The following is an 18,852-nucleotide window of genomic DNA, read 5'->3' as shown; positions in this document are numbered from 1 at the left end:
GTTCTCCTGGACAGAGGAATTTGTAGGGCGGGTAAGCGGCAGCGCCACCCGCCTTTTGCCGGATGGCGCTACGCTTATCCGGCCTACAAATTGCATCAAAAGATTTTCGAGAACTTATCAATATTGCTGGCATCGTAGACGAACGGCTCGGCCATCGCGCCGTTGCCGTCAGCATCCAGCTTCACTTTGCCCAGTCTGCCCATGCTGGCCTCACCTTTCGTGGCCGTGCCTTTCACCAGGTCATCCGCCAGGTAGGTTGCCGCATAGCCGAGGTCAATCGGGTTCCAGATGGCAAAGCTCTTGCTCGCGCCGGACTTCACCGCGCCCGCCATCTCGGACGGCAGGCCTAAACCGGTGACGTACACTTTGCCAATCTTGCCCTGGTCCTTCACCGCCTGCGCAGCGGCCACGATGCCCACGGACGATGGCGAAACAATCACTTTCAGTTCGGGGTAGGTTTTCAGCAAGCCGACCGCTTCGCGGTAGCTTTTGTCAGAGAGATCGTCTCCGTAGGCCACGGTCACCAGATTGACGGACGGGTACTTCGGCAGCACCTTTTTCATCTCCGCAATCCATGTATTCTGGTTGGTGGAGGTTGGCGTGGCGCTCAGCACCGCCACGTCGCCCTTCTCCACGTTCAGCGCTTTCAGCGCGTCGGCGGCGAGCTTCACGTTGGTTTCGCCAATCAGGGCATTATTGGACGGGTTGAGGTGGATCTGGCGTCCGGCTTTCGCCACCCCGGAGTCCCACGACACAACCTTAATGCCGCGCTGCATCGCTTTTTTCAGCACCGGCACGACGGCGTCCGGATCGTTCGCGGAAATCGCGATCGCATCCACGCCCTGGGCGATCAACCCGTTCAGCACCTCGATCTGCGCTTCCGCCGTGGTGGTAGTCGGGCCGGTATAAATCACTTTCACATCGCCTAACTCTTTGGCCGCCTCCTGCGCGCCGACGTTCGCTGCCTCGAAGAATCCATTTCCTAAGGACTTCGCCACCAGGGCGATTTTCACTTCTGCTAAAGCGGAACCGGACAACGCCAGAGCGGCAACGGTGAGGATCAAGCTTGCTTTTATTTTCATTGCTTTTACTCCACTGACTTGAGTTAGTTGTAGGTATTGCAGGTGGTTTTCGCCCCGTCTCAATGAGCGGGGCGCGATGTTGTTATTGGTACAGATCTAACGCCGACTGCATGGGGGTGACGCCAAAGCGTTTGCCCAGGGCGATCAGCTCTTCCCGGGTGATGGTCTGCTTCATGCCGCCCATGGAATAGACCTTCACCAGCACTTCCGCGGATTTCTCAGCGGTGTCGATCAGGCCGAAGGTTTCATCCAGCGTCGGGCCGCTGCCGAAGACGCCGTGGAACGGCCACAGCACCAGTGAGTGCTTCTGCATGTCCGTTGCGGTTGCCTGACCGATTTCGTCGGTGCCCGGCACCATCCACGGCAGAATGCCGACGCCGTCCGGGAACACCACCAGACACTCGGTACTGCCTTCCCACAGTTTGCGGGTGAAGAAATCAGAATTATTTTCCAGCACGTAGGTCAGGGCGATCAGGTTGGTGGCGTGGCAGTGCATGATCACGCGGTCCTTGCCATTGGTCGCCTTGATGCGCTCGCAGTGGGAGAGGAAGTGCGCCGGGAGTTCGGATGTCGGTACCGCGTCGTCCGTCAGACCCCAGAGAATGTGGTAGCCCGCACCGTCGCTGTCCACTTTCACCACGCCAAGGTTGGCCTGCGGATCGAGCTGGACGTTGCGGAAGAACTTCCCGGAACCGGTGACGATAAACGGCGTGTTGGCGAGCAGCGGCATCGGCTGGCTCAGGGCGATATAGCGCGGCTTCTGGTGGAAATCGGCGGCAAATGGCTCGATATCCGCGTCGTCCAGGCGTAGCGTCAGGTTGCCGCCGTTGCGCTCATCCCAGCCTTTGAGCCAGGCGTCAGAGGTGGCTTTGATCATGCCCTGGACGAACCAGGAAGTGGTGATGGTCTGCATAGTTTTCATTTCCAGTTATCGCGGTGAGGTTGAACCCCTCACCCTAACCCTCTCCCCAAAGGGGAGAGGGGATGGTTTGCTCCCTCTCCCCTTTGGGGAGAGGACAGGGGTGAGGGGGCAGTTACCCGCGCTGACTCAACACGTCTTCCTCATATGCCCGCACGTTGTCCAGCCACTGGCTGCCCGCAGGCGCATCGTGACGCTGGCAGTACATCTCCCACACCGCCTGCCACGGCAGGGATTTCTGCTCTTCCAGCAGCGCCAGGCGCGCGGTGTAGTCGCCGTTTTCTTCCAGCTGTTTCAGGGCGGCGACAGGCTCCAGCAGCGCGCGCAGCAGGGCTTTCTTCATGTTGCGGGTGCCGATAACCCACGCCGCGATGCGGTTGATGGAGGCGTCGAAGAAGTCGAGGCCAATGTGTACGCGGTCAAAGAGGTCGTGGCGGATGATTTCGCTGGCAATGGCCTGGGTTTCGTCATCCAGCAGCACCACGTGGTCGCTGTCCCAGCGAACCGGGCGGCTGACGTGCAGCAGCAGACGCGGCACGTAGAGCATGGCGGCGGAGATTTTGTCGGAGATCACCTCGGTTGGGTGGAAGTGGCCGGCATCCAGGCACAGCGCGGTCTGGCGGCTGGTGGCGTAACCCATGTAGAACTCGTTTGAGCCCACGGTGTAGCTCTCTGCGCCAATGCCGAACAGCTTGCTTTCGACGGCGTCGATGTGGTGCGCCGGGTCCAGTTTTTCGCTGATAGCTTCATCCAGCGCGGCCAGCAGACGCTGACGCGGGGCCAGTCGGTCTACGGTGATGTCTTTCATGCCGTCCGGGATCCAGATATTCATTACCGATGGCGTGCCAAGCTGCTCGCCGAAATACGCCGAGACGCGGCGGCTGGCTTTGACATGGTCGATCCAGAACTGGCGGATTTCGTCGTTGGCGTGCGCAAGGGTAAACCCGTCCGCGCTCAGCGGGTGCGAGAAGCAGGACGGGTTAAAATCCAGACCCAGCCGGTTGGCCTTCGCCCACTCCACCCAGTTCTTAAAGTGTTCCGGTTTGATTTCGTTACGCGCGACCGGCTCGTCGGATTCGAGATAAATGGCGTGCAGGTTCAGGCGCTTTGGCCCGGGGATCAGGCTCAGCGCCAGCTCCAGATCCGCACGCAGTTCGGTGGCGTTGCGCGCTTTGCCCGGGTAGTTACCCGTGGCCTGAATACCCCCCGTCAGGGAACCGCCCGGGTTCTCGAAACCGGCGACGTCATCACCCTGCCAACAGTGCATGGAGACGGGCAGACGGTCGAGCTGGCGCAGCGCCTCTTCGACATCCACGCCGACGGCGGCGAAACGCTGTTTAGCCAGGTCCCAGGCTTGTTCAAGTTGAGTGGTCATGCGCAAAGCTCCTTAGTCAGTCGTTTTTGCTGAAACTGCGCCCGGTATCGGGCAATTTCATGGCAGGGATGGGGGGTGAAGGTGGTCAGGCTGTTATTCGCCGTCACCACCGAACGGAAATCGTCGACGTTTGAAAGTTCGTCCAGGGTCATCAGCTGAATGCCGATATTGCCGAGCGTGGAGGCTTCAATCGGACCTGCCACCACGGTAATGCCGCAGGCATCCGCGCAGAGCTGGTTCAGCAGCTGGTTCTGGCAGCCGCCGCCCACGATATGCAGTTGTGTGAACGGTTTGCCGCGAAGGTCAGCCAGCTCGCTCAGGATGTCGGCATACAGCAGGGCGAGGCTGTCAAAAATGCAGCGTGCCAGCTCGGCGGAGCGGGAAGGTACCGGCTGCCCCGCTTCAAAACAGGCGGCCTGGATTTCGGCGCTCATGTGCACCGGGTTGATAAAGCGATCGTCGTTCGGGTTGATCAGGAAGGTGCAGGCCTTCAGCGTTTCGGTTTCCGCGATAAGCGCGGGCAGGTCGGTGATGGCCTGCTCTTTCAGCACCCGCTGGAGCAGCCACAGCCCCATGATGTTCTTCAGCACCCGGTAGCGGCCTTCGGCACCGCCTTCGTTGGTGATGTTCGCCGCCATCGCGGCATCGCTGGTGTACGGGGTTTTGCTCTCGAAGCCCATCAGCGACCAGGTGCCGGAAGAGAGATAGGCCGCATCTTTGTCGGCGAGCGGCGAGGCAATGACCGCGCTCGCGGTGTCGTGACTGGCGACGGCGACAACAGGGATTTCATTCCCCTGCGGGCAAAGCCAGTGACCGATCACATTGCCCGGATGGGTTGGCGCGCCGAACCAGGACGGCGAGGCGCCCGTCCAGGCCAGCAGATGTTCATCCCAGTTATCGGTGTTGATGTTGACCAGCTGCGTGGTGGTGGCGTTGGTGTATTCCCAGTTCATATTGCCGGTCAGACGGTAGCTTAAGTAGTCCGGGATCAGCAGCGCATGCGCCACCTTTTCGACCAGCTCAGGCTGTTGCTCAACCAGCGCACGTAGCTGATACAGCGTGTTAAACGGCAGGAACTGGATGCCACTGCGACCATAGATGTTCTCCTTGCCAAGCTGCGCGATGGCGTGCGCCATCAGCCCATCGGTGCGGCTGTCGCGGTAGGAGACCGGCAGGCCGACGCGTTCGCCGTGACTGTCCAGCAGCACGTAATCCACACCCCAGGTATCAATGCCGATACTGTCGATGCGAATACCGTCTTCGCAGACGTTGTGAAGTCCGGTGCGGATCTCTGCTTCCAGGGCGTCGATATCCCAGGTAACAAAACCGTCCTGTTTTTGCAGACAATTGGCGAAACGGTGCATTTCGCGAAGCGTAAGGGTGTGCAGGTCGCAGTCCCAGGTGGCGAGCATTACACGGCCGCTGGATGCGCCTAAATCGACAGCCACACAATGGCGAAAAGTCATGGTCGGGTCCTTTCTTAAGTCATTAGCGAGGAGTGTAAGAAAGGGAAGAAATAGCCACCTTCTCGCCACTGACAGCCCAAATCTCGCGCTGGCAAGAAAGCAAAGATGAACGTGAGGGAGTTCACAGTTTCCAGTAATCGCGGGGTTTGCAGGCAGTGTGACGCTGACCGCATTTCCCGATCTTTCCGCCTGTTTCTTGAAAAACCGGCAGCTTTTGCGCGGTTTGCTGTCAAAAATTTAAGGTGAGCGGGGAAGGCCTTAATTACTATTTTGAGAACTTTTCTCATTGGTAGAGGCCGTTATGACCGTACTGCACAGCGTCGATTTTTTTCCTTCGGGGGCTTCGCCGGTTGCGATTGAGCCACGGCTGCCTCAGGCTGCGTTCCCGGAACATCATCATGATTTTCATGAAATTGTGATTGTTGAGCACGGAACGGGCATCCACGTGTTTAATGGTCAGCCGTATACCATCAGCGGCGGTACGGTGTGCTTCGTGCGCGATCACGACAGGCACCTGTATGAACATACCGATAACCTGTGCCTGACCAATGTGCTCTATCGTTCTCCGGATGCGTTTCAGTTTCTCTCCGGGCTGAATCAGCTGTTGCCGCAGGAGAAGGACGGCCATTATCCGTCGCACTGGCGGGTGAATCAGTCCACGTTGCAGCAGGTGCGTCAGCTGGTAAGCCAGATGGAGCAGAGCGAGGATGGACAGGAGACGCACGCCATTGCTACCCGCGAGATGCTGTTTATGCAGCTGCTGGTGCTGCTGCGGCGCAGCAGCCTGGTGGAAGGGCTGGAAAATAACGACGCGCGCCTGAATCAGCTGATGGCCTGGCTGGAAGATCATTTTGCCGAAGATGTCTGCTGGGAAACGCTGGCGGATGACTTTTCGCTCTCGCTGCGCACGCTGCATCGTCAGCTCAAGCAGCATACCGGGCTGACGCCGCAGCGCTACCTCAACCGTCTGCGCCTGATCAAAGCGCGTCACCTTTTAAGGCACACGGATGAAAGCGTCACGGATATCGCCTATCGCTGCGGTTTCGGCGACAGTAACCACTTTTCAACGCTGTTTCGTCGGGAATTTAGCTGGTCGCCGCGCGATATCCGTCAGGGGAAAGACGCGTTGCTTCAGTAACGCGAGGGCAGTCACCGTTTTTTTACCGCAGAAAGGCTAATAATGTCCGGTTATTCGCCGTCGAGGTTGTGGTGTGGCTGCTCAGTTAATTCTTCGTAAAGATGATTTTTTTGCCTCCGCGAGTCAGGCCGTCGCGGTGGCGGACCGCTATCCACAAAACGTCTTTGCCGAGCATACCCACGAGTTCTGCGAGCTGGTGCTGGTGTGGCGGGGCAACGGCCTGCACGTCCTCAACGACCGTCCCTACCGCATCACGCGCGGAGACCTGTTCTACATCCGCGCCGAAGATAAACACTCTTACGCCTCGGTTAACGATCTGGTGTTGCAGAACGTCATCTACTGCCCTGACAGGCTTAAACTGAATGTCGACTGGGCGGGCAATATCCCCGGTTTACATGATGCCAGAGGCGAACCGCACTGGCGCTTAAGCAGCAACGGCATGGCTCAGGTGCGCCAGACGATTTCCCAGCTGGAGCAGGAGAGCCAGAAGAGCGATCCGGTGGCAAACCAGATGTCGGAGCTGCTTTTTGCCCAGCTGGTGATGACCCTGAAGCGCCATCGTTACGCTACGGATAATCCCTCTGCCACCACGCAGGAAGCGCTGCTGGATAAGCTCATCACCCGGCTTGCGGGCAGTCTTAACAAGAGTTTCGTGCTGGAAAAATTCTGCGAGCAGGAGCAGTGCAGCGAGCGCGCGCTGCGCCAGCAGTTCCGCACCCAGACGGGGATGACGGTAAACCACTATCTGCGCCAGCTGCGCATCTGCCACGCTCAGTATCTGTTACAGCATACGGAGCTGATGGTGAGTGAAGTGGCGATGCGCTGCGGCTTTGAGGACAGTAACTACTTTTCGGTGGTGTTTAACCGTGAGGTGGGGATGACGCCGGTTCAGTGGCGTCATCGCAGTCGAAAGGCAGCGTAATCAGTTCGCCATGCCGAGGCCGACGATATTGGCCGCAATAATAATCACCACGCAGCCCAGGCTCAGCACGCCAACCGGACGACGCCCGGCGTTGTTCCACTCTTTCAGCACCAGCCCAACCAGCCCGCCGCACAGCACGTAGAAGCTCATGTGCAGCATCCAGCTCATGTAGTCATACTGCGCCGGAATACTGGCGTGACCCCAGGCGTAAAAGAAGAATTGCAGATACCACATCAGACCGCCGAGGGCGGAAAGCAGGACGTTGGTGACGATCAGCGGTTTTGCCAGCGAGAAGTCGGCTTTTACCGACAGATTCTTCACTTTTGCCAGACGAATGAAGCAAAAGCCGAGGTTTACCAGTGCGCCGCCGCCCATGATCACCACGTAGCTTGGCAGGGCAACGTACAGCGGGTCGACGCCCAGCGCTGCAGCGGCGTCGTGCATCGGTTTGGCGGCGTTCATCGCGAACGACATGCCCGCCGAGAAGACGCCACACATCACCGCCAGTAGCAGCCCTTTCTTCAGGTTGAACTCTTCGGCTTTGATGCCCATCTTGCGTTCTTTCAACTGGCCCGCGCGGGTGACAATTCCCACGCCGATCACCGCTACCAGCACGCCCAGCAGCGTCATTCGCCCACCCTGGGTGTTGATCAGCACATCGAAGTTGCCGTTGAGGATTGGCGTCATCAGGGTGCCAACAATCAGCGTAATGCCGATCGCGATGCCAATCCCCATCGACATTCCGAGGTAGCGCATGGTGAGGCCGTAGTTGATATTACCGATACCCCACATCGCGCCGAACAGGAATACCGGCAGCAGGGTGGAGGCGTTGAAGGAGGAGAAGTAGCCCCAGAAATCGGGCAGCAGCATGGCGCTGATTGTCCACGGCAAAATCAGCCAGGACACGGTACCGCCAACGGACCACATGGTTTCCCATGACCAGCCTTTCACCTTTTTAAACGGGGCATAGAAACAGGCTGCACTGGCCGCGCCTATCAAATGCCAGAAGATACCCATCGTAATCGCATGATTCATTTTTACATCCTCATCGTTTTTATAGCCGGAGGCTTCCCGCCGACTTGATGAGTGTAAAAATTAGGCGGTTTGGGAACCTTCAGAAGGTTGCCGCACTTTTGTTTTGAATGGCAATCAGCACGTTAACCGCGTGAGCAGACTCACAATTCCTTCATTTCTTAAAAACCGAATAACCTTATAAAAACTACGGTATTGATAATCATTTTCAATATCATTTAATTAACTATAATGAACCAACTGCTTACGCGGCATTAACAGCTGTGCCGCCCGACAATAATGGAGAGGATTATGAGTTATACACTGCCATCCCTGCCGTATGCCTACGACGCACTGGAACCGCATTTCGACAAGCAGACGATGGAAATCCATCACACTAAACATCACCAGACCTACGTGAATAACGCGAATGCTGCGCTGGAAAGCCTGCCAGAGTTCGCTAATCTGCCTGTTGAAGAGCTGATCACCAAACTGGACCAGCTGCCAGCAGACAAGAAAACCGTGCTGCGCAACAACGCGGGCGGTCACGCTAACCACAGCCTGTTCTGGAAAGGCCTGAAAACCGGCACCACCCTTCAGGGCGACCTGAAAGCGGCTATCGAGCGTGACTTCGGTTCCGTTGACAACTTCAAAGCGGAATTCGAAAAAGCCGCTGCAACCCGTTTCGGCTCTGGCTGGGCGTGGCTGGTCCTGAAAGGTGACAAACTGGCGGTCGTTTCAACCGCAAACCAGGACTCCCCGCTGATGGGTGAAGCTATCTCTGGCGCATCCGGCTTCCCAATTCTGGGTCTGGACGTGTGGGAACACGCTTACTACCTGAAGTTCCAGAACCGTCGCCCTGACTACATCAAAGCCTTCTGGGATGTAGTGAACTGGGACGAAGCAGCAGCGCGTTTCGCCGCTAAAAAATAAGGTTGCATTGACGCCTGTGAGAAGCGAGTCTGATGACTCGCTTTTTTTGTATCTGAAGGAGTGGAGATGCATTACCCGGTGAATGTGTTTACAGGCAAGGTAAGGGAGTACGAAGGCAGTCGCCCGAGCGCTATCGCCAAAGTGCAGGTCGACGGTGAGCTGACGCTTACCGAGCTTGGTCTGGCGGGTGACCAGCAGGCCGAAAAGAAAATCCACGGCGGGCCCGATCGCGCGCTGTGCCACTATCCGCGCGAGCACTATCAGCACTGGAAAACCGAATTTCCTGAACAGGCGGACCTTTTCGTCGCCCCCGCGTTTGGCGAAAATCTCTCAACGGAAGGGCTGACGGAGAAGAACGTCTTTATTGGCGATATTTATCGCTGGGGCGATGCTCTGATTCAGGTCACCCAGCCGCGCTCGCCGTGCTTCAAACTTAACTACCATTTTGGCATTCAGGATATGTCGGCCCAGCTGCAAAACGCGGGTAAAACCGGCTGGCTGTATCGCGTTGTGCAGACGGGACAGGTTTCGGCGGATGCGCCGCTGGAGCTGGCGTCGCGGCTGAGTGAGGTGTCGGTATTCGAGGCCTGTGCCATTGCCTGGCATATGCCGTTCGACGATGAACAGTTTCACCGCCTGCTGTCAGCGGCAGGATTATCCACCAGCTGGACCAGAACGATGCAGAAGCGGCGGATAAGCGGCAAGATCGAGAGCAGTTCGCGGAGATTGTGGGGGAAATAATTTCCCCTCACCCCGGCCCTCTCCCCAGAGGGGCGAGGGTGAAAAGACCGCACCGAGCCGTCCCCTCTCCCCTATGGGGAGAGGGTTAGTGGCCAGGGGATTACGAACGCTTATACAGCGGCAGCCACAGCGTTAACCGCAGACCGCCCAGCGGGCTGTCATCGGCTTTCACCCAGCCACGGTGCTGCTGCATGGCGGTTTCAACAATCGCCAGACCCAGCCCCGTACCGCCAGATTCACGGTCGCGCGCCTCGTCGGTACGGTAGAACGGACGGAAAATCTGCTCGCGATCTTCCGGGCTGACGCCTGGACCGTCGTCGTCCACGATGATAGTGATCCCGTCTTTATCCACCGAAAACGCCACTTCAATCTTCGTGTGCGAGTAGCGCAGGGCGTTACGCACGATATTCTCCAGCGCGCTTTCCAGCGTGTTGGGGTTACCGTACAGCGGCCACGGGCCCGGCGGGAAATTGACGGTGAAGGATTTGCCCATCTGTTCCGCTTCGAAGGCCGCGTTGTCCAGCACCTCATGCCAGAGGTGATTGGCTTTCACCGTTTCGCTCACCAGCGCGTTTTTCTGCTGATTGCGCGACATCACCAGCAGATCGTTGATCATGCTGTCCAGGCGATGCGCTTCCGTCTCAATACGCTCCAGCTCTTTGCTCTCACCGCTGCGACGGCGCAGCAGGGCGGTACCCAGCTGTAAACGCGTGAGCGGCGTTCGCAGCTCGTGGGAGATATCCGACAGCAGACGTTGCTGGGCCGTCATCATTCGATCAAGCGCGCTCACCATCTGGTTAAAACTGGTTCCGGCGGCCAGGAACTCCTGCGGCCCGGATTCCAGCTCCGGATGCTGCCTCAGGTTGCCCTGCGCCACTTCGTCCGCCGCGTTTTTCAGCTTACGCGCCGGTTTCGCCAGGCTCCACGCCAGCCATAACAGCAGTGGGGAACTAACCAGCATGGTGACAATCAACAGCAACAGCGGACGGTCAAACAGCAGGTTGATGAAGTCGGACTGGGAACTGCTCGCGGGGCGAATCAGGTAGAGCTGGTAGTTATCTTCCCCATCCCGCACCGAGAAAGGGCCCACCATTTCTACCCGACCATATTTCTTTTTCTGCGGGTGATCGGCGTTATCCGCCTGGCCAATAAAGTTGCGGATAATCTGCATTTCATTGCGATCGGCCCCAATCACGCGGCCTTCACTGGTGACCAGTAAAAGACGTTGTCCGGGGGGCGCCCACTTGTCGATAGCGCGAAACAGCCTGCGCCACCACATTAAATCGTTCGGCGGATCGTTTGCCAGCTCCGCTTCCACGTGCTGCTCGATCATCACGCCCTGACGTTGCTCGCTGTCGAGCAGCTCCGTCATCTGGCGTGAGTCGAGTTTTGGCAACATCAAAACGAGCATTAAAACCAGTGCCAGCGTCAGCCAGAAGATGGCGAAGATGCGGGCGGTTAAGCTGCCTATCATGAAGCGGAAACCATCAGATAACCGCGACCACGCAGAGTTTTAAACCAGGGGTGACCGTCTTTACGCTCCGGCAGTTTACGGCGCAGGTTCGAGATATGCATATCGATGGCGCGGTCAAACGGGGTAAGGCGTTTGCCCAGCACTTCCTGGCTCAAGTGTTCACGCGACACCACCTGGCCGAGATGCTGCGCCAGCAGATACAGCAGGGTGAACTCGGTGCCGGTTAGCTCCAGCGTTTCACCGTCGAAGCTCGCTTCCTGGCGGCCCGGGTTCAGGCTCAGGGAGTCCACTTCCAGCGTAGGTGAGCTGTTGTCGGTATTCTGCTGCTGCTCGCTCCAGTGAGAGCGGCGCAGGATCGCGCGAATACGGGCCACCAGTTCACGGTCGTTGAACGGCTTAGGTAAATAGTCATCCGCACCCAGCTCAAGGCCGAGTACGCGGTCAAGCTCGCTGCCGCGCGCGGTCAGCATAATGACGGGGGTCTGGTGTGTCTGGCGAAGCTCTTTCAACGTATCAATACCGTTTTTCTTCGGCATCATGACGTCGAGCAAAAGTAAATCGATGCTGTCGTCAAGGAGACTCAGCGCCTGTTCCCCATCATGGGCAACCAGGACGTTGAAACCTTCCATGTCGAGCAACTCCTTTAAAAGAGATGTGAGCTCTCGGTCATCATCAACTAACAGGATTTTATTCATTGTTTAAATACCTCCGAGGCAGAAATTACGACATCAAGGCTATCTAATCCATGACTTTACGTTGTTTTACACCCCCTGACGCATGTTTGCAGCCTGAATCGTAGACTGTCTCTCGTTGAATCGCGACACGAAAGATTTTGGGAGCAAGTGATGCGCAAAGTTACCGCTGCCGTCATGGCCTCAACGCTGGCCTTCTGTGCGTTTAGCCAGGCTGCTGTAGCTATCAACAGCGATAACGGCTCCTCAGTAGAGGGCGCAACGCAGCACAGCAGCCAAAGCCATATGTTTGACGGCATAAGTTTAACCGAACATCAGCGTCAACAGATGCGAGATCTGATGCAGAGGGCACGACACGACCAGCCCCCTGTTAATGTTAGCGAAATGGAGACAATGCATCGCCTTGTCACCGCAGAAAATTTTGACGAAAGCGCTGTACGCGCTCAGGCAGAAAAAATGGCGCAGGAACAGGTTGCCCGCCAGGTAGAAATGGCGAAGGTACGCAACCAGATGTTCCACCTGCTAACGCCCGAGCAGCAAGCGGTTTTGAATACCAAACATCAGCAACGTATGAACCAGTTGCGTGAGGTTGCACGGATGCAGCGAAGCTCAGATATGACGCTTTTCAGTAGCAATAGCAGTACCCGTAGTAACCAGTAAACCCTGTTTTCCTTGCCATAGACACCATCCCTGTCTTCCCCCACATGATGTGGGGGTTTTTTTTGCCCATCGTTCAGTGTTGTTAACGCTTTATTCATCCTTTCACTCCACCGCCATCCGTTATACTAGCGCCATGGCATGACAGGAGTGTTTATGAATCAATCCTATGGACGGCTGGTAAGCCGGGCCGCAATAGCCGCGACGGTGACGGCGTCGTGTTTGCTGATCATTAAAATTTTCGCGTGGTGGTACACCGGGTCGGTTAGTATTCTGGCGGCGCTGGTGGATTCACTTGTGGATATTGCCGCCTCGCTGACCAACCTGCTGGTGGTGCGCTATTCGCTGCAACCGGCAGATGAAGAGCATACGTTTGGCCACGGCAAAGCGGAATCGCTGGCCGCGCTGGCACAAAGTATGTTTATTTCTGGCTCCGCGCTTTTCCTGTTTTTGACCGGCATTCAGCATCTTATTTCGCCTTCTCCGATGAACGATCCGGGCGTTGGTGTGGTCGTAACCGTAGTTGCACTTATAAGCACACTTGTTCTTGTAACGTTCCAGCGCTGGGTTGTACGCAAAACACAAAGCCAGGCTGTACGGGCCGATATGCTTCATTATCAGTCTGATGTTATGATGAATGGGGCAATTCTTATTGCGCTCGGTCTGGCCTGGTATGGCTGGCATCGTGCCGATGCGTTGTTTGCGTTAGGGATAGGGATCTATATTTTATACAGCGCGTTGCGGATGGGGTATGACGCGGTACAGTCGCTTCTTGACCGTGCGCTTCCGGATGCAGAACGTGATGAAATTTATGCCATCGTGACCCACTGGCCTGGCGTCAGTGGTGCTCACGATCTTCGTACGCGGCAGTCAGGGCCGACCCGCTTTATTCAGATTCATTTGGAAATGGAAGACAACCTGCCACTGGTTCAGGCGCATATGGTCGCTGAACAGGTGGAGCAGGCGATTTTGCAGCGTTTCCCTGGGTCAGACGTCATTATTCACCAGGATCCGTGCTCTGTCGTCCCCAGGGCGTTTTGAGCTTTCGTAATTCGTTGTAAAAAAGTGAGCCAGACCAGCATTTTGTGGATAAATTACCACCATATGGCCTGACCTGAATCAATTCAGCTGGAAGGGATTGATATACTATTTGCAGTATTCGACGGTTGAACAGTTTCTTCCGGCAGCAGATTTCAATTTTGCATTCCTAAGTTCAGAGGTAGTCATGATTAAGAAAATCGGTGTGTTGACAAGCGGCGGTGATGCGCCGGGCATGAACGCTGCAATCCGTGGGGTTGTCCGTGCAGCGCTGACGGAAGGTCTGGAAGTTTTTGGTATCTATGACGGTTACCTGGGTCTGTATGAAGACCGCATGGTTCAGCTCGACCGCTACAGCGTGTCTGACATGATCAACCGTGGCGGTACTTTCCTCGGTTCCGCGCGCTTCCCGGAATTCCGTGACGAACACATCCGTGAAGTGGCTATCGAAAACATGAAAAAACGGGGTCTGGATGCGCTGGTGGTTATCGGCGGCGACGGCTCGTACATGGGTGCAAAACGTCTGACTGAAATGGGCTTCCCGTGCATCGGCCTGCCTGGCACTATCGACAACGACATCAAAGGCACTGACTACACCATCGGTTACTTCACCGCGCTGGGTACCGTTGTGGAAGCGATTGACCGCCTGCGTGACACCTCTTCCTCTCACCAGCGTATTTCCATTGTTGAAGTGATGGGCCGTTACTGCGGTGACCTGACCCTGGCAGCGGCCATTGCCGGTGGCTGTGAGTTCGTGGTAGTTCCGGAAGTAGAGTTCAGCCGTGAAGATCTGGTCGCAGAGATCAAAGCCGGCATCGCGAAAGGTAAGAAACACGCCATCGTTGCTATCACCGAGCACATCTGTGACGTTGACGAGCTGGCGAAGTACATCGAAACCGAAACCAAACGCGAAACCCGCGCGACCGTTCTGGGTCACATTCAGCGTGGCGGTTCCCCAGGCCCGTACGACCGTATCCTGGCGTCCCGCATGGGTGCGTACGCGATCGAGCTGCTGCTACAGGGCCACGGCGGCCGCTGCGTCGGTATTCAGAACGAGAAACTGGTTCACCATGACATCATCGACGCCATTGAAAACATGAAGCGTCCGTTCAAAGGTGACTGGCTGGACTGCGCGAAAAAACTGTACTGATCGGCTCTGTTGCCCGGTGGCGCTGCGCTTACCGGGCCTACAAAAGCACGGATCGTAGGCCGGGTAAGGCGTAGCCGCCACCCGGCTTTTTTGTGCCCATCCTTTTTTTATTCCTCCACGTTATAGCCAATCTTTTTTTATTCTTTAATCATCGGTTAGCTTTCTGGCACGCTGCATTCATCAAAACACTAAACAAGAGAGCCGGGCGATGAATAAATGGGGCGTGGGGTTAACATTATTGCTGGCATCGACCAGCGTTCTGGCAAAGGACATTCAGTTACTGAACGTGTCGTACGATCCGACGCGTGAACTGTACGACCAGTACAACAAAGCTTTTGCGGCGCACTGGAAACAGGAAACCGGCGATAACGTGGTGGTTCGCCAGTCTCACGGCGGTTCAGGTAAGCAGGCGACATCGGTGATCAACGGTATCGAAGCCGACGTGGTGACCCTGGCGCTGGCTTATGACGTGGATGCGATCGCGGAGCGTGGCCGTATCGACAAAAACTGGATCAAGCGCCTGCCGGACAACTCTGCGCCATACACCTCGACCATCGTCTTCCTGGTGCGCAAAGGCAACCCGAAACAGATTAAAGACTGGAACGACCTGATTAAGCCGGGCGTGTCTGTCATCACGCCGAACCCGAAAAGCTCCGGCGGCGCACGCTGGAACTACCTGGCGGCCTGGGGCTACGCGCTGCACCATAACAACGGCGATCAGGCCAAAGCACAGGACTTCGTCAAAGCACTGTTTAAAAACGTCGAAGTGCTGGACTCCGGCGCGCGCGGCGCAACCAACACCTTCGTCGAGCGCGGCATCGGCGACGTGCTGATCGCCTGGGAAAACGAAGCCCTGCTGGCGACCAACGAGCTGGGTAAAGACAAGTTCGAGATCGTCACCCCGAGCGAATCGATCCTCGCTGAGCCGACCGTCTCCGTCGTCGATAAGGTTGTTGATAAGAAGGGCACCAAAGCGGTGGCGGAAGCCTACCTGAAGTACCTCTACTCACCGGAAGGGCAGGAAATTGCGGCGAAAAACTTCTACCGCCCGCGCGATGAGGCCGTCGCGAAGAAATACGAAAACGCCTTCCCGAAACTGAAGCTGTTCACTATTGATGATGTGTTTGGCGGCTGGACCAAAGCGCAGAAAGAGCACTTCTCTAACGGCGGCACCTTCGACCAGATCAGCAAGCGCTAAGCGTTTTACAAAGAACGACACGGTAACCCGGTGTGAGAAATCCACCGGGTTTTTTATTTGGTCATCATTTTGCGTTACTCTTTTGCCTCTATTGAAAACAGGGAACGCGTTGTGAAAAAAATTATCTTACTGATTCTGATCGTTATCGCCCTTGCCGCAGGCGGCGTGTACTGGATGAAAGCGGGTAATCCGAATGCGTTGCGCCATATCGTTCTCGACCAGTGTGTGCCCAACCAGCTGCATAACCGTAACCCGGCACCGTGTGCGCAGGTGATGCCGGATGCGGGCTACGTGGTGTTCAAGGACCGCAACGGACCGCTGCAATACCTGCTGATGCCCACGTACCGTATCAACGGCACCGAAAGCCCGCTGCTGACTGAGCCTCAGACACCGAATTTCTTCTGGCTGGCATGGCAGTCTCGTCATTTTATGAGCATGAAACGGGGAGCCGACGTGCCTGACAGCGCTATTTCGCTGACCATCAACTCCCCGACCGGGCGCACGCAGAACCATTTTCATATCCACATCTCCTGCCTGCGCCCGGACGTGCGCGAGAAGCTGAACGCGGCGCAGGGGCAAATCAGCACCCAGTGGCTACCGCTTCCGGGCGGGCTGGAAGGGCATGAGTACCTTGCCCGTCGGGTGACGGCGAACGAACTGGTGCAGCGCAGCCCGTTTATGATGCTGGCGGAAGAGCTGCCGGAAGCGCGCGACCATATGGGACGCTTCGCGCTGGCGATGGCGCAGCAGTCAGACGGCTCGTTTGTATTGCTGGCGACAGAGCGTAACCTGCTTACCTTTAACCGTGCGTCGGCTGAGGAATTGCAGGATCATCAATGCGATATCCTGAAGTGACCCCACCATAAATAGCATTTACTCGCCCTGCCTGTCGCCGTAGACTTGCTGAAAAATTCTACAGGAGACAGGTATGTCGCTCTGGTTAACGCATCCTCTGCTGCTTCCCTCGCTGATCGTCGGCGTCACCATCGTGCTGTGGGCGACGTCGCTGTTGCCGGAATTTATCACCGCGCTGCTGTTCTTTACGGCGGCGATGACCGCCAGAATCGCCCCGCCGGAAGTGATCTTTGGCGGCTTCGCCTCGTCTGCCTTCTGGCTGGTGTTCAGCGGCTTTGTGCTGGGCGTGGCGATTCGGAAAACCGGCCTGGCGGACAGGGCCGCCCGGGCGCTGTCGGCAAAGCTTACCGACTCCTGGGTGCTGATGGTGGCAAGCGTTGTGCTGCTGAGCTATGCCCTGGCATTCGTGATGCCGTCGAACATGGGACGTATTGCGCTGCTGATGCCGATTGTCGCCGCGATGGCGAAGCGGGCCGGCATTCCTGATGGCTCGCGGGCCTGGTTTGGCATGGCGCTGGCGGTCGGGTTTGGCACTTTCCAGCTCTCGGCCACTATTTTGCCCGCTAACGTGCCAAACCTGGTGATGAGCGGCGCGGCGGAGGGCTCATACGGTATCCACCTCAACTATGTCCCGTATCTGCTGCTGCACACGCCGGTGCTGGGTATTCTCAAAGGCCTGATTCTGATTGGCCTGATCTGCTGGCTGTTCCCCGGTAGCCCGAAACCAGCGAAGGATCTGACGCCGTCTGAACCGATGGGGCGTGACGAAAAACGACTCGCCTGGCTGCTGGCGGTGGTGTTGACGATGTGGGTAACGGAGAGCTGGCATGGCGTGGGCCCAGCGTGGACAGGGCTGGCGGCCTCGGTCATCGTTATGCTGCCGCGCATCGGATTTATCACCGGCGAGGAGTTCTCGGCGGGGGTGAATATGCGCACCTGTATTTACGTCGCGGGTATACTCGGGCTGGCCATTACGGTGACGCAGACCGGTATCGGTGCGGCCGTAGGCGAGGCGTTGCTCCATATCATGCCGCTGGATGCAGACCGCCCGTTTACCAGCTTCCTGGCGCTGACGGGGATCACCACGGCGCTCAACTTCATTATGACCGCCAACGGCGTTCCGGCGCTGTACACCACGCTGGCGCAGAGCTTCTCCGACGCGACCGGCTTCCCGCTTCTGTCGGTGATCATGATTCAGGTGCTGGGGTATTCCACGCCGCTGCTGCCGTATCAGGCGTCGCCGATCGTGGTGGCGATGGGCTTAGGGAAAGTGCCTGCGAAGGCGGGGATGCTGCTCTGCCTGGCGCTGGCGATTGCGACGTATCTGGTACTGCTGCCGCTGGATTATTTGTGGTTTAGCGTATTAGGACGTTTGTAGTGGTTTTGTAGGGCGGGTTAGCGAAGCGCCACCCGCCCCAAAGGCAATTACGCCTGCTTAGCCGCTTCTGCCGCTTTAACGATCACCGCGAAAGCGTCTGCTTTCAGGGATGCGCCGCCAACCAGCGCGCCATCGATGTCTGGCTGGGTGAACAGCTCAGCTGCGTTTGATGCGTTAACGGAACCGCCGTACTGGATGATGACCTGCTCAGCCACTTTCGCGTCTGCTTTTGCAATGTGGTCACGGATGAACTTGTGCACCGCCTGTGCCTGCGCTGGAGTTGCAGATTTGCCGGTACCGATCGCCCAGACTGGCTCGTAAGCGATAACCGCGCCTTCGAACGCTGCCGCGCCCTGGGTTTTCAGCACAGCGTCGATCTGACGTGCGCACACTTCTTCGGTTTTACCCGCTTCGTTTTCTGCTTCGGTTTCACCGATGCACAGAACCGGGATTAGACCCTGCTCTTTCAGCACAGCGAATTTCTTCGCGATGAACTCGTCAGATTCTTTGTGGTAGGTGCGACGCTCAGAGTGGCCGATGATGATGTATTTCGCGCCGATGTCTTTCAGCATTTCAGCGGAGGTTTCACCGGTAAACGCGCCAGACAGGTTAACGTCAACGTTCTGCGCGCCCAGAATGATGTGGCTGCCGTCAGCGGCACGTTTAGCCAGATCCAGGTACATATCCGGCGGAGCGATAGCAACCGCGCAGCCGGTCACGCCAGCCAGCTCTTTACGCAGGTTAGCAACCAGTTCGTTTACCATGTGGCGGCTGCCGTTCAGTTTCCAGTTACCCATCACTAAAGGATGTCGCATTTCAATTC

At 57.0% G+C, this 18,852-nt stretch carries 18 protein-coding genes; 10 read left to right on the top strand and 8 right to left on the bottom strand.

Annotation, left to right across the window (positions count from 1 at the left end; all coding sequences use genetic code 11):
* Window positions 1-95 precede the first annotated feature (95 nt).
* From rhaS (ACQG03_RS21310) to rhaB, 4 genes are all read right to left on the bottom strand, one after another.
* Window positions 96-1,082, bottom strand: coding sequence for a rhamnose ABC transporter substrate-binding protein (gene rhaS / locus ACQG03_RS21310; protein ID WP_023298909.1), 987 nt, complete (start codon window positions 1,080-1,082; stop codon window positions 96-98).
* Between the two features lie 82 nt (window positions 1,083-1,164).
* Entirely contained in the window at window positions 1,165-1,995 is an 831-nt protein-coding gene (gene rhaD / locus ACQG03_RS21305; protein ID WP_022649818.1) for a rhamnulose-1-phosphate aldolase, read from the bottom strand.
* Window positions 1,996-2,116: 121 nt separating this feature from the next.
* On the bottom strand, window positions 2,117-3,376 hold the full coding sequence (rhaA, locus tag ACQG03_RS21300) for an L-rhamnose isomerase (protein WP_022649817.1): 1,260 nt from the start codon (window positions 3,374-3,376) through the stop codon (window positions 2,117-2,119).
* Window positions 3,373-4,842: a rhamnulokinase gene (gene rhaB / locus ACQG03_RS21295; RefSeq protein ID WP_048965903.1), complete on the bottom strand. Its 1,470-nt coding sequence runs from the start codon at window positions 4,840-4,842 to the stop codon at window positions 3,373-3,375. Before rhaB ends, rhaA begins: the two co-directional genes overlap by 4 nt.
* Window positions 4,843-5,143: 301 nt before the next feature.
* On the opposite strand from rhaB, the gene rhaS (ACQG03_RS21290) reads away from it, so the two are divergent.
* Window positions 5,144-5,980, top strand: a complete 837-nt coding sequence (gene rhaS, locus ACQG03_RS21290; RefSeq protein WP_022649815.1) for an HTH-type transcriptional activator RhaS — start codon at window positions 5,144-5,146, stop codon at window positions 5,978-5,980.
* Between the two features lie 73 nt (window positions 5,981-6,053).
* Entirely contained in the window at window positions 6,054-6,902 is an 849-nt protein-coding gene (gene rhaR / locus ACQG03_RS21285; RefSeq protein WP_022649814.1) for an HTH-type transcriptional activator RhaR, read from the top strand.
* Here the strand turns inward: rhaR and rhaT are convergent, their stop codons facing one another.
* Entirely contained in the window at window positions 6,903-7,937 is a 1,035-nt protein-coding gene (gene rhaT, locus ACQG03_RS21280) for an L-rhamnose/proton symporter RhaT (protein WP_022649813.1), read from the bottom strand.
* 288 nt (window positions 7,938-8,225) lie between these two features.
* Here rhaT and sodA point away from each other — a divergent pair, with 288 nt between their 5' ends.
* Together sodA and yiiM are read left to right on the top strand one after the other, a co-directional pair.
* Window positions 8,226-8,846, top strand: coding sequence for a superoxide dismutase [Mn] (gene sodA / locus ACQG03_RS21275; RefSeq protein WP_003861999.1), 621 nt, complete (start codon window positions 8,226-8,228; stop codon window positions 8,844-8,846).
* A 66-nt stretch (window positions 8,847-8,912) separates the two neighbouring features.
* Window positions 8,913-9,587, top strand: a complete 675-nt coding sequence (gene yiiM, locus ACQG03_RS21270; protein ID WP_063163764.1) for a 6-hydroxyaminopurine reductase — start codon at window positions 8,913-8,915, stop codon at window positions 9,585-9,587.
* A gap of 100 nt (window positions 9,588-9,687) precedes the next feature.
* Here the strand turns inward: yiiM and cpxA are convergent, their stop codons facing one another.
* The gene (gene cpxA, locus ACQG03_RS21265) at window positions 9,688-11,061 is read right to left on the bottom strand and encodes an envelope stress sensor histidine kinase CpxA (RefSeq protein WP_022649811.1); all 1,374 of its coding nucleotides are present in this window, start codon (window positions 11,059-11,061) and stop codon (window positions 9,688-9,690) included.
* Window positions 11,058-11,756 (bottom strand): envelope stress response regulator transcription factor CpxR, encoded by a 699-nt coding sequence (gene cpxR / locus ACQG03_RS21260; protein ID WP_003862004.1) that lies wholly within the window; start codon window positions 11,754-11,756, stop codon window positions 11,058-11,060. Before cpxR ends, cpxA begins: the two co-directional genes overlap by 4 nt.
* A gap of 150 nt (window positions 11,757-11,906) precedes the next feature.
* On the opposite strand from cpxR, the gene cpxP reads away from it, so the two are divergent.
* The 6 genes from cpxP to ACQG03_RS21230 all read left to right on the top strand — a co-directional run bounded on the left by cpxP (window position 11,907) and on the right by ACQG03_RS21230 (window position 18,029).
* Entirely contained in the window at window positions 11,907-12,413 is a 507-nt protein-coding gene (gene cpxP, locus ACQG03_RS21255; protein WP_023298904.1) for a cell-envelope stress modulator CpxP, read from the top strand.
* Between the two features lie 153 nt (window positions 12,414-12,566).
* Entirely contained in the window at window positions 12,567-13,451 is an 885-nt protein-coding gene (gene fieF, locus ACQG03_RS21250; RefSeq protein ID WP_023298903.1) for a CDF family cation-efflux transporter FieF, read from the top strand.
* Between the two features lie 184 nt (window positions 13,452-13,635).
* Complete coding sequence (gene pfkA, locus ACQG03_RS21245) at window positions 13,636-14,598, top strand: 6-phosphofructokinase (protein ID WP_003862009.1); 963 nt, start codon at window positions 13,636-13,638, stop codon at window positions 14,596-14,598.
* Between the two features lie 208 nt (window positions 14,599-14,806).
* Window positions 14,807-15,796, top strand: coding sequence for a sulfate ABC transporter substrate-binding protein (locus ACQG03_RS21240; RefSeq protein WP_003862012.1), 990 nt, complete (start codon window positions 14,807-14,809; stop codon window positions 15,794-15,796).
* Between the two features lie 111 nt (window positions 15,797-15,907).
* Window positions 15,908-16,651: a CDP-diacylglycerol diphosphatase gene (locus ACQG03_RS21235; RefSeq protein WP_063163777.1), complete on the top strand. Its 744-nt coding sequence runs from the start codon at window positions 15,908-15,910 to the stop codon at window positions 16,649-16,651.
* Window positions 16,652-16,724: 73 nt separating this feature from the next.
* The gene (locus ACQG03_RS21230; protein ID WP_063163763.1) at window positions 16,725-18,029 is read left to right on the top strand and encodes an SLC13 family permease; all 1,305 of its coding nucleotides are present in this window, start codon (window positions 16,725-16,727) and stop codon (window positions 18,027-18,029) included.
* Between the two features lie 47 nt (window positions 18,030-18,076).
* Here the strand turns inward: ACQG03_RS21230 and tpiA are convergent, their stop codons facing one another.
* Entirely contained in the window at window positions 18,077-18,844 is a 768-nt protein-coding gene (gene tpiA / locus ACQG03_RS21225; RefSeq protein ID WP_003862019.1) for a triose-phosphate isomerase, read from the bottom strand.
* Window positions 18,845-18,852: the final 8 nt, after the last annotated feature.

Origin of the sequence: Enterobacter cloacae complex sp. 342H5 (genome assembly GCF_050030905.1) — a bacterium.
Classification (GTDB): Bacteria; Pseudomonadota; Gammaproteobacteria; order Enterobacterales; family Enterobacteriaceae; genus Enterobacter; species Enterobacter intestinihominis.
This window is presented reverse-complemented; position numbering and strand designations above follow the sequence as displayed.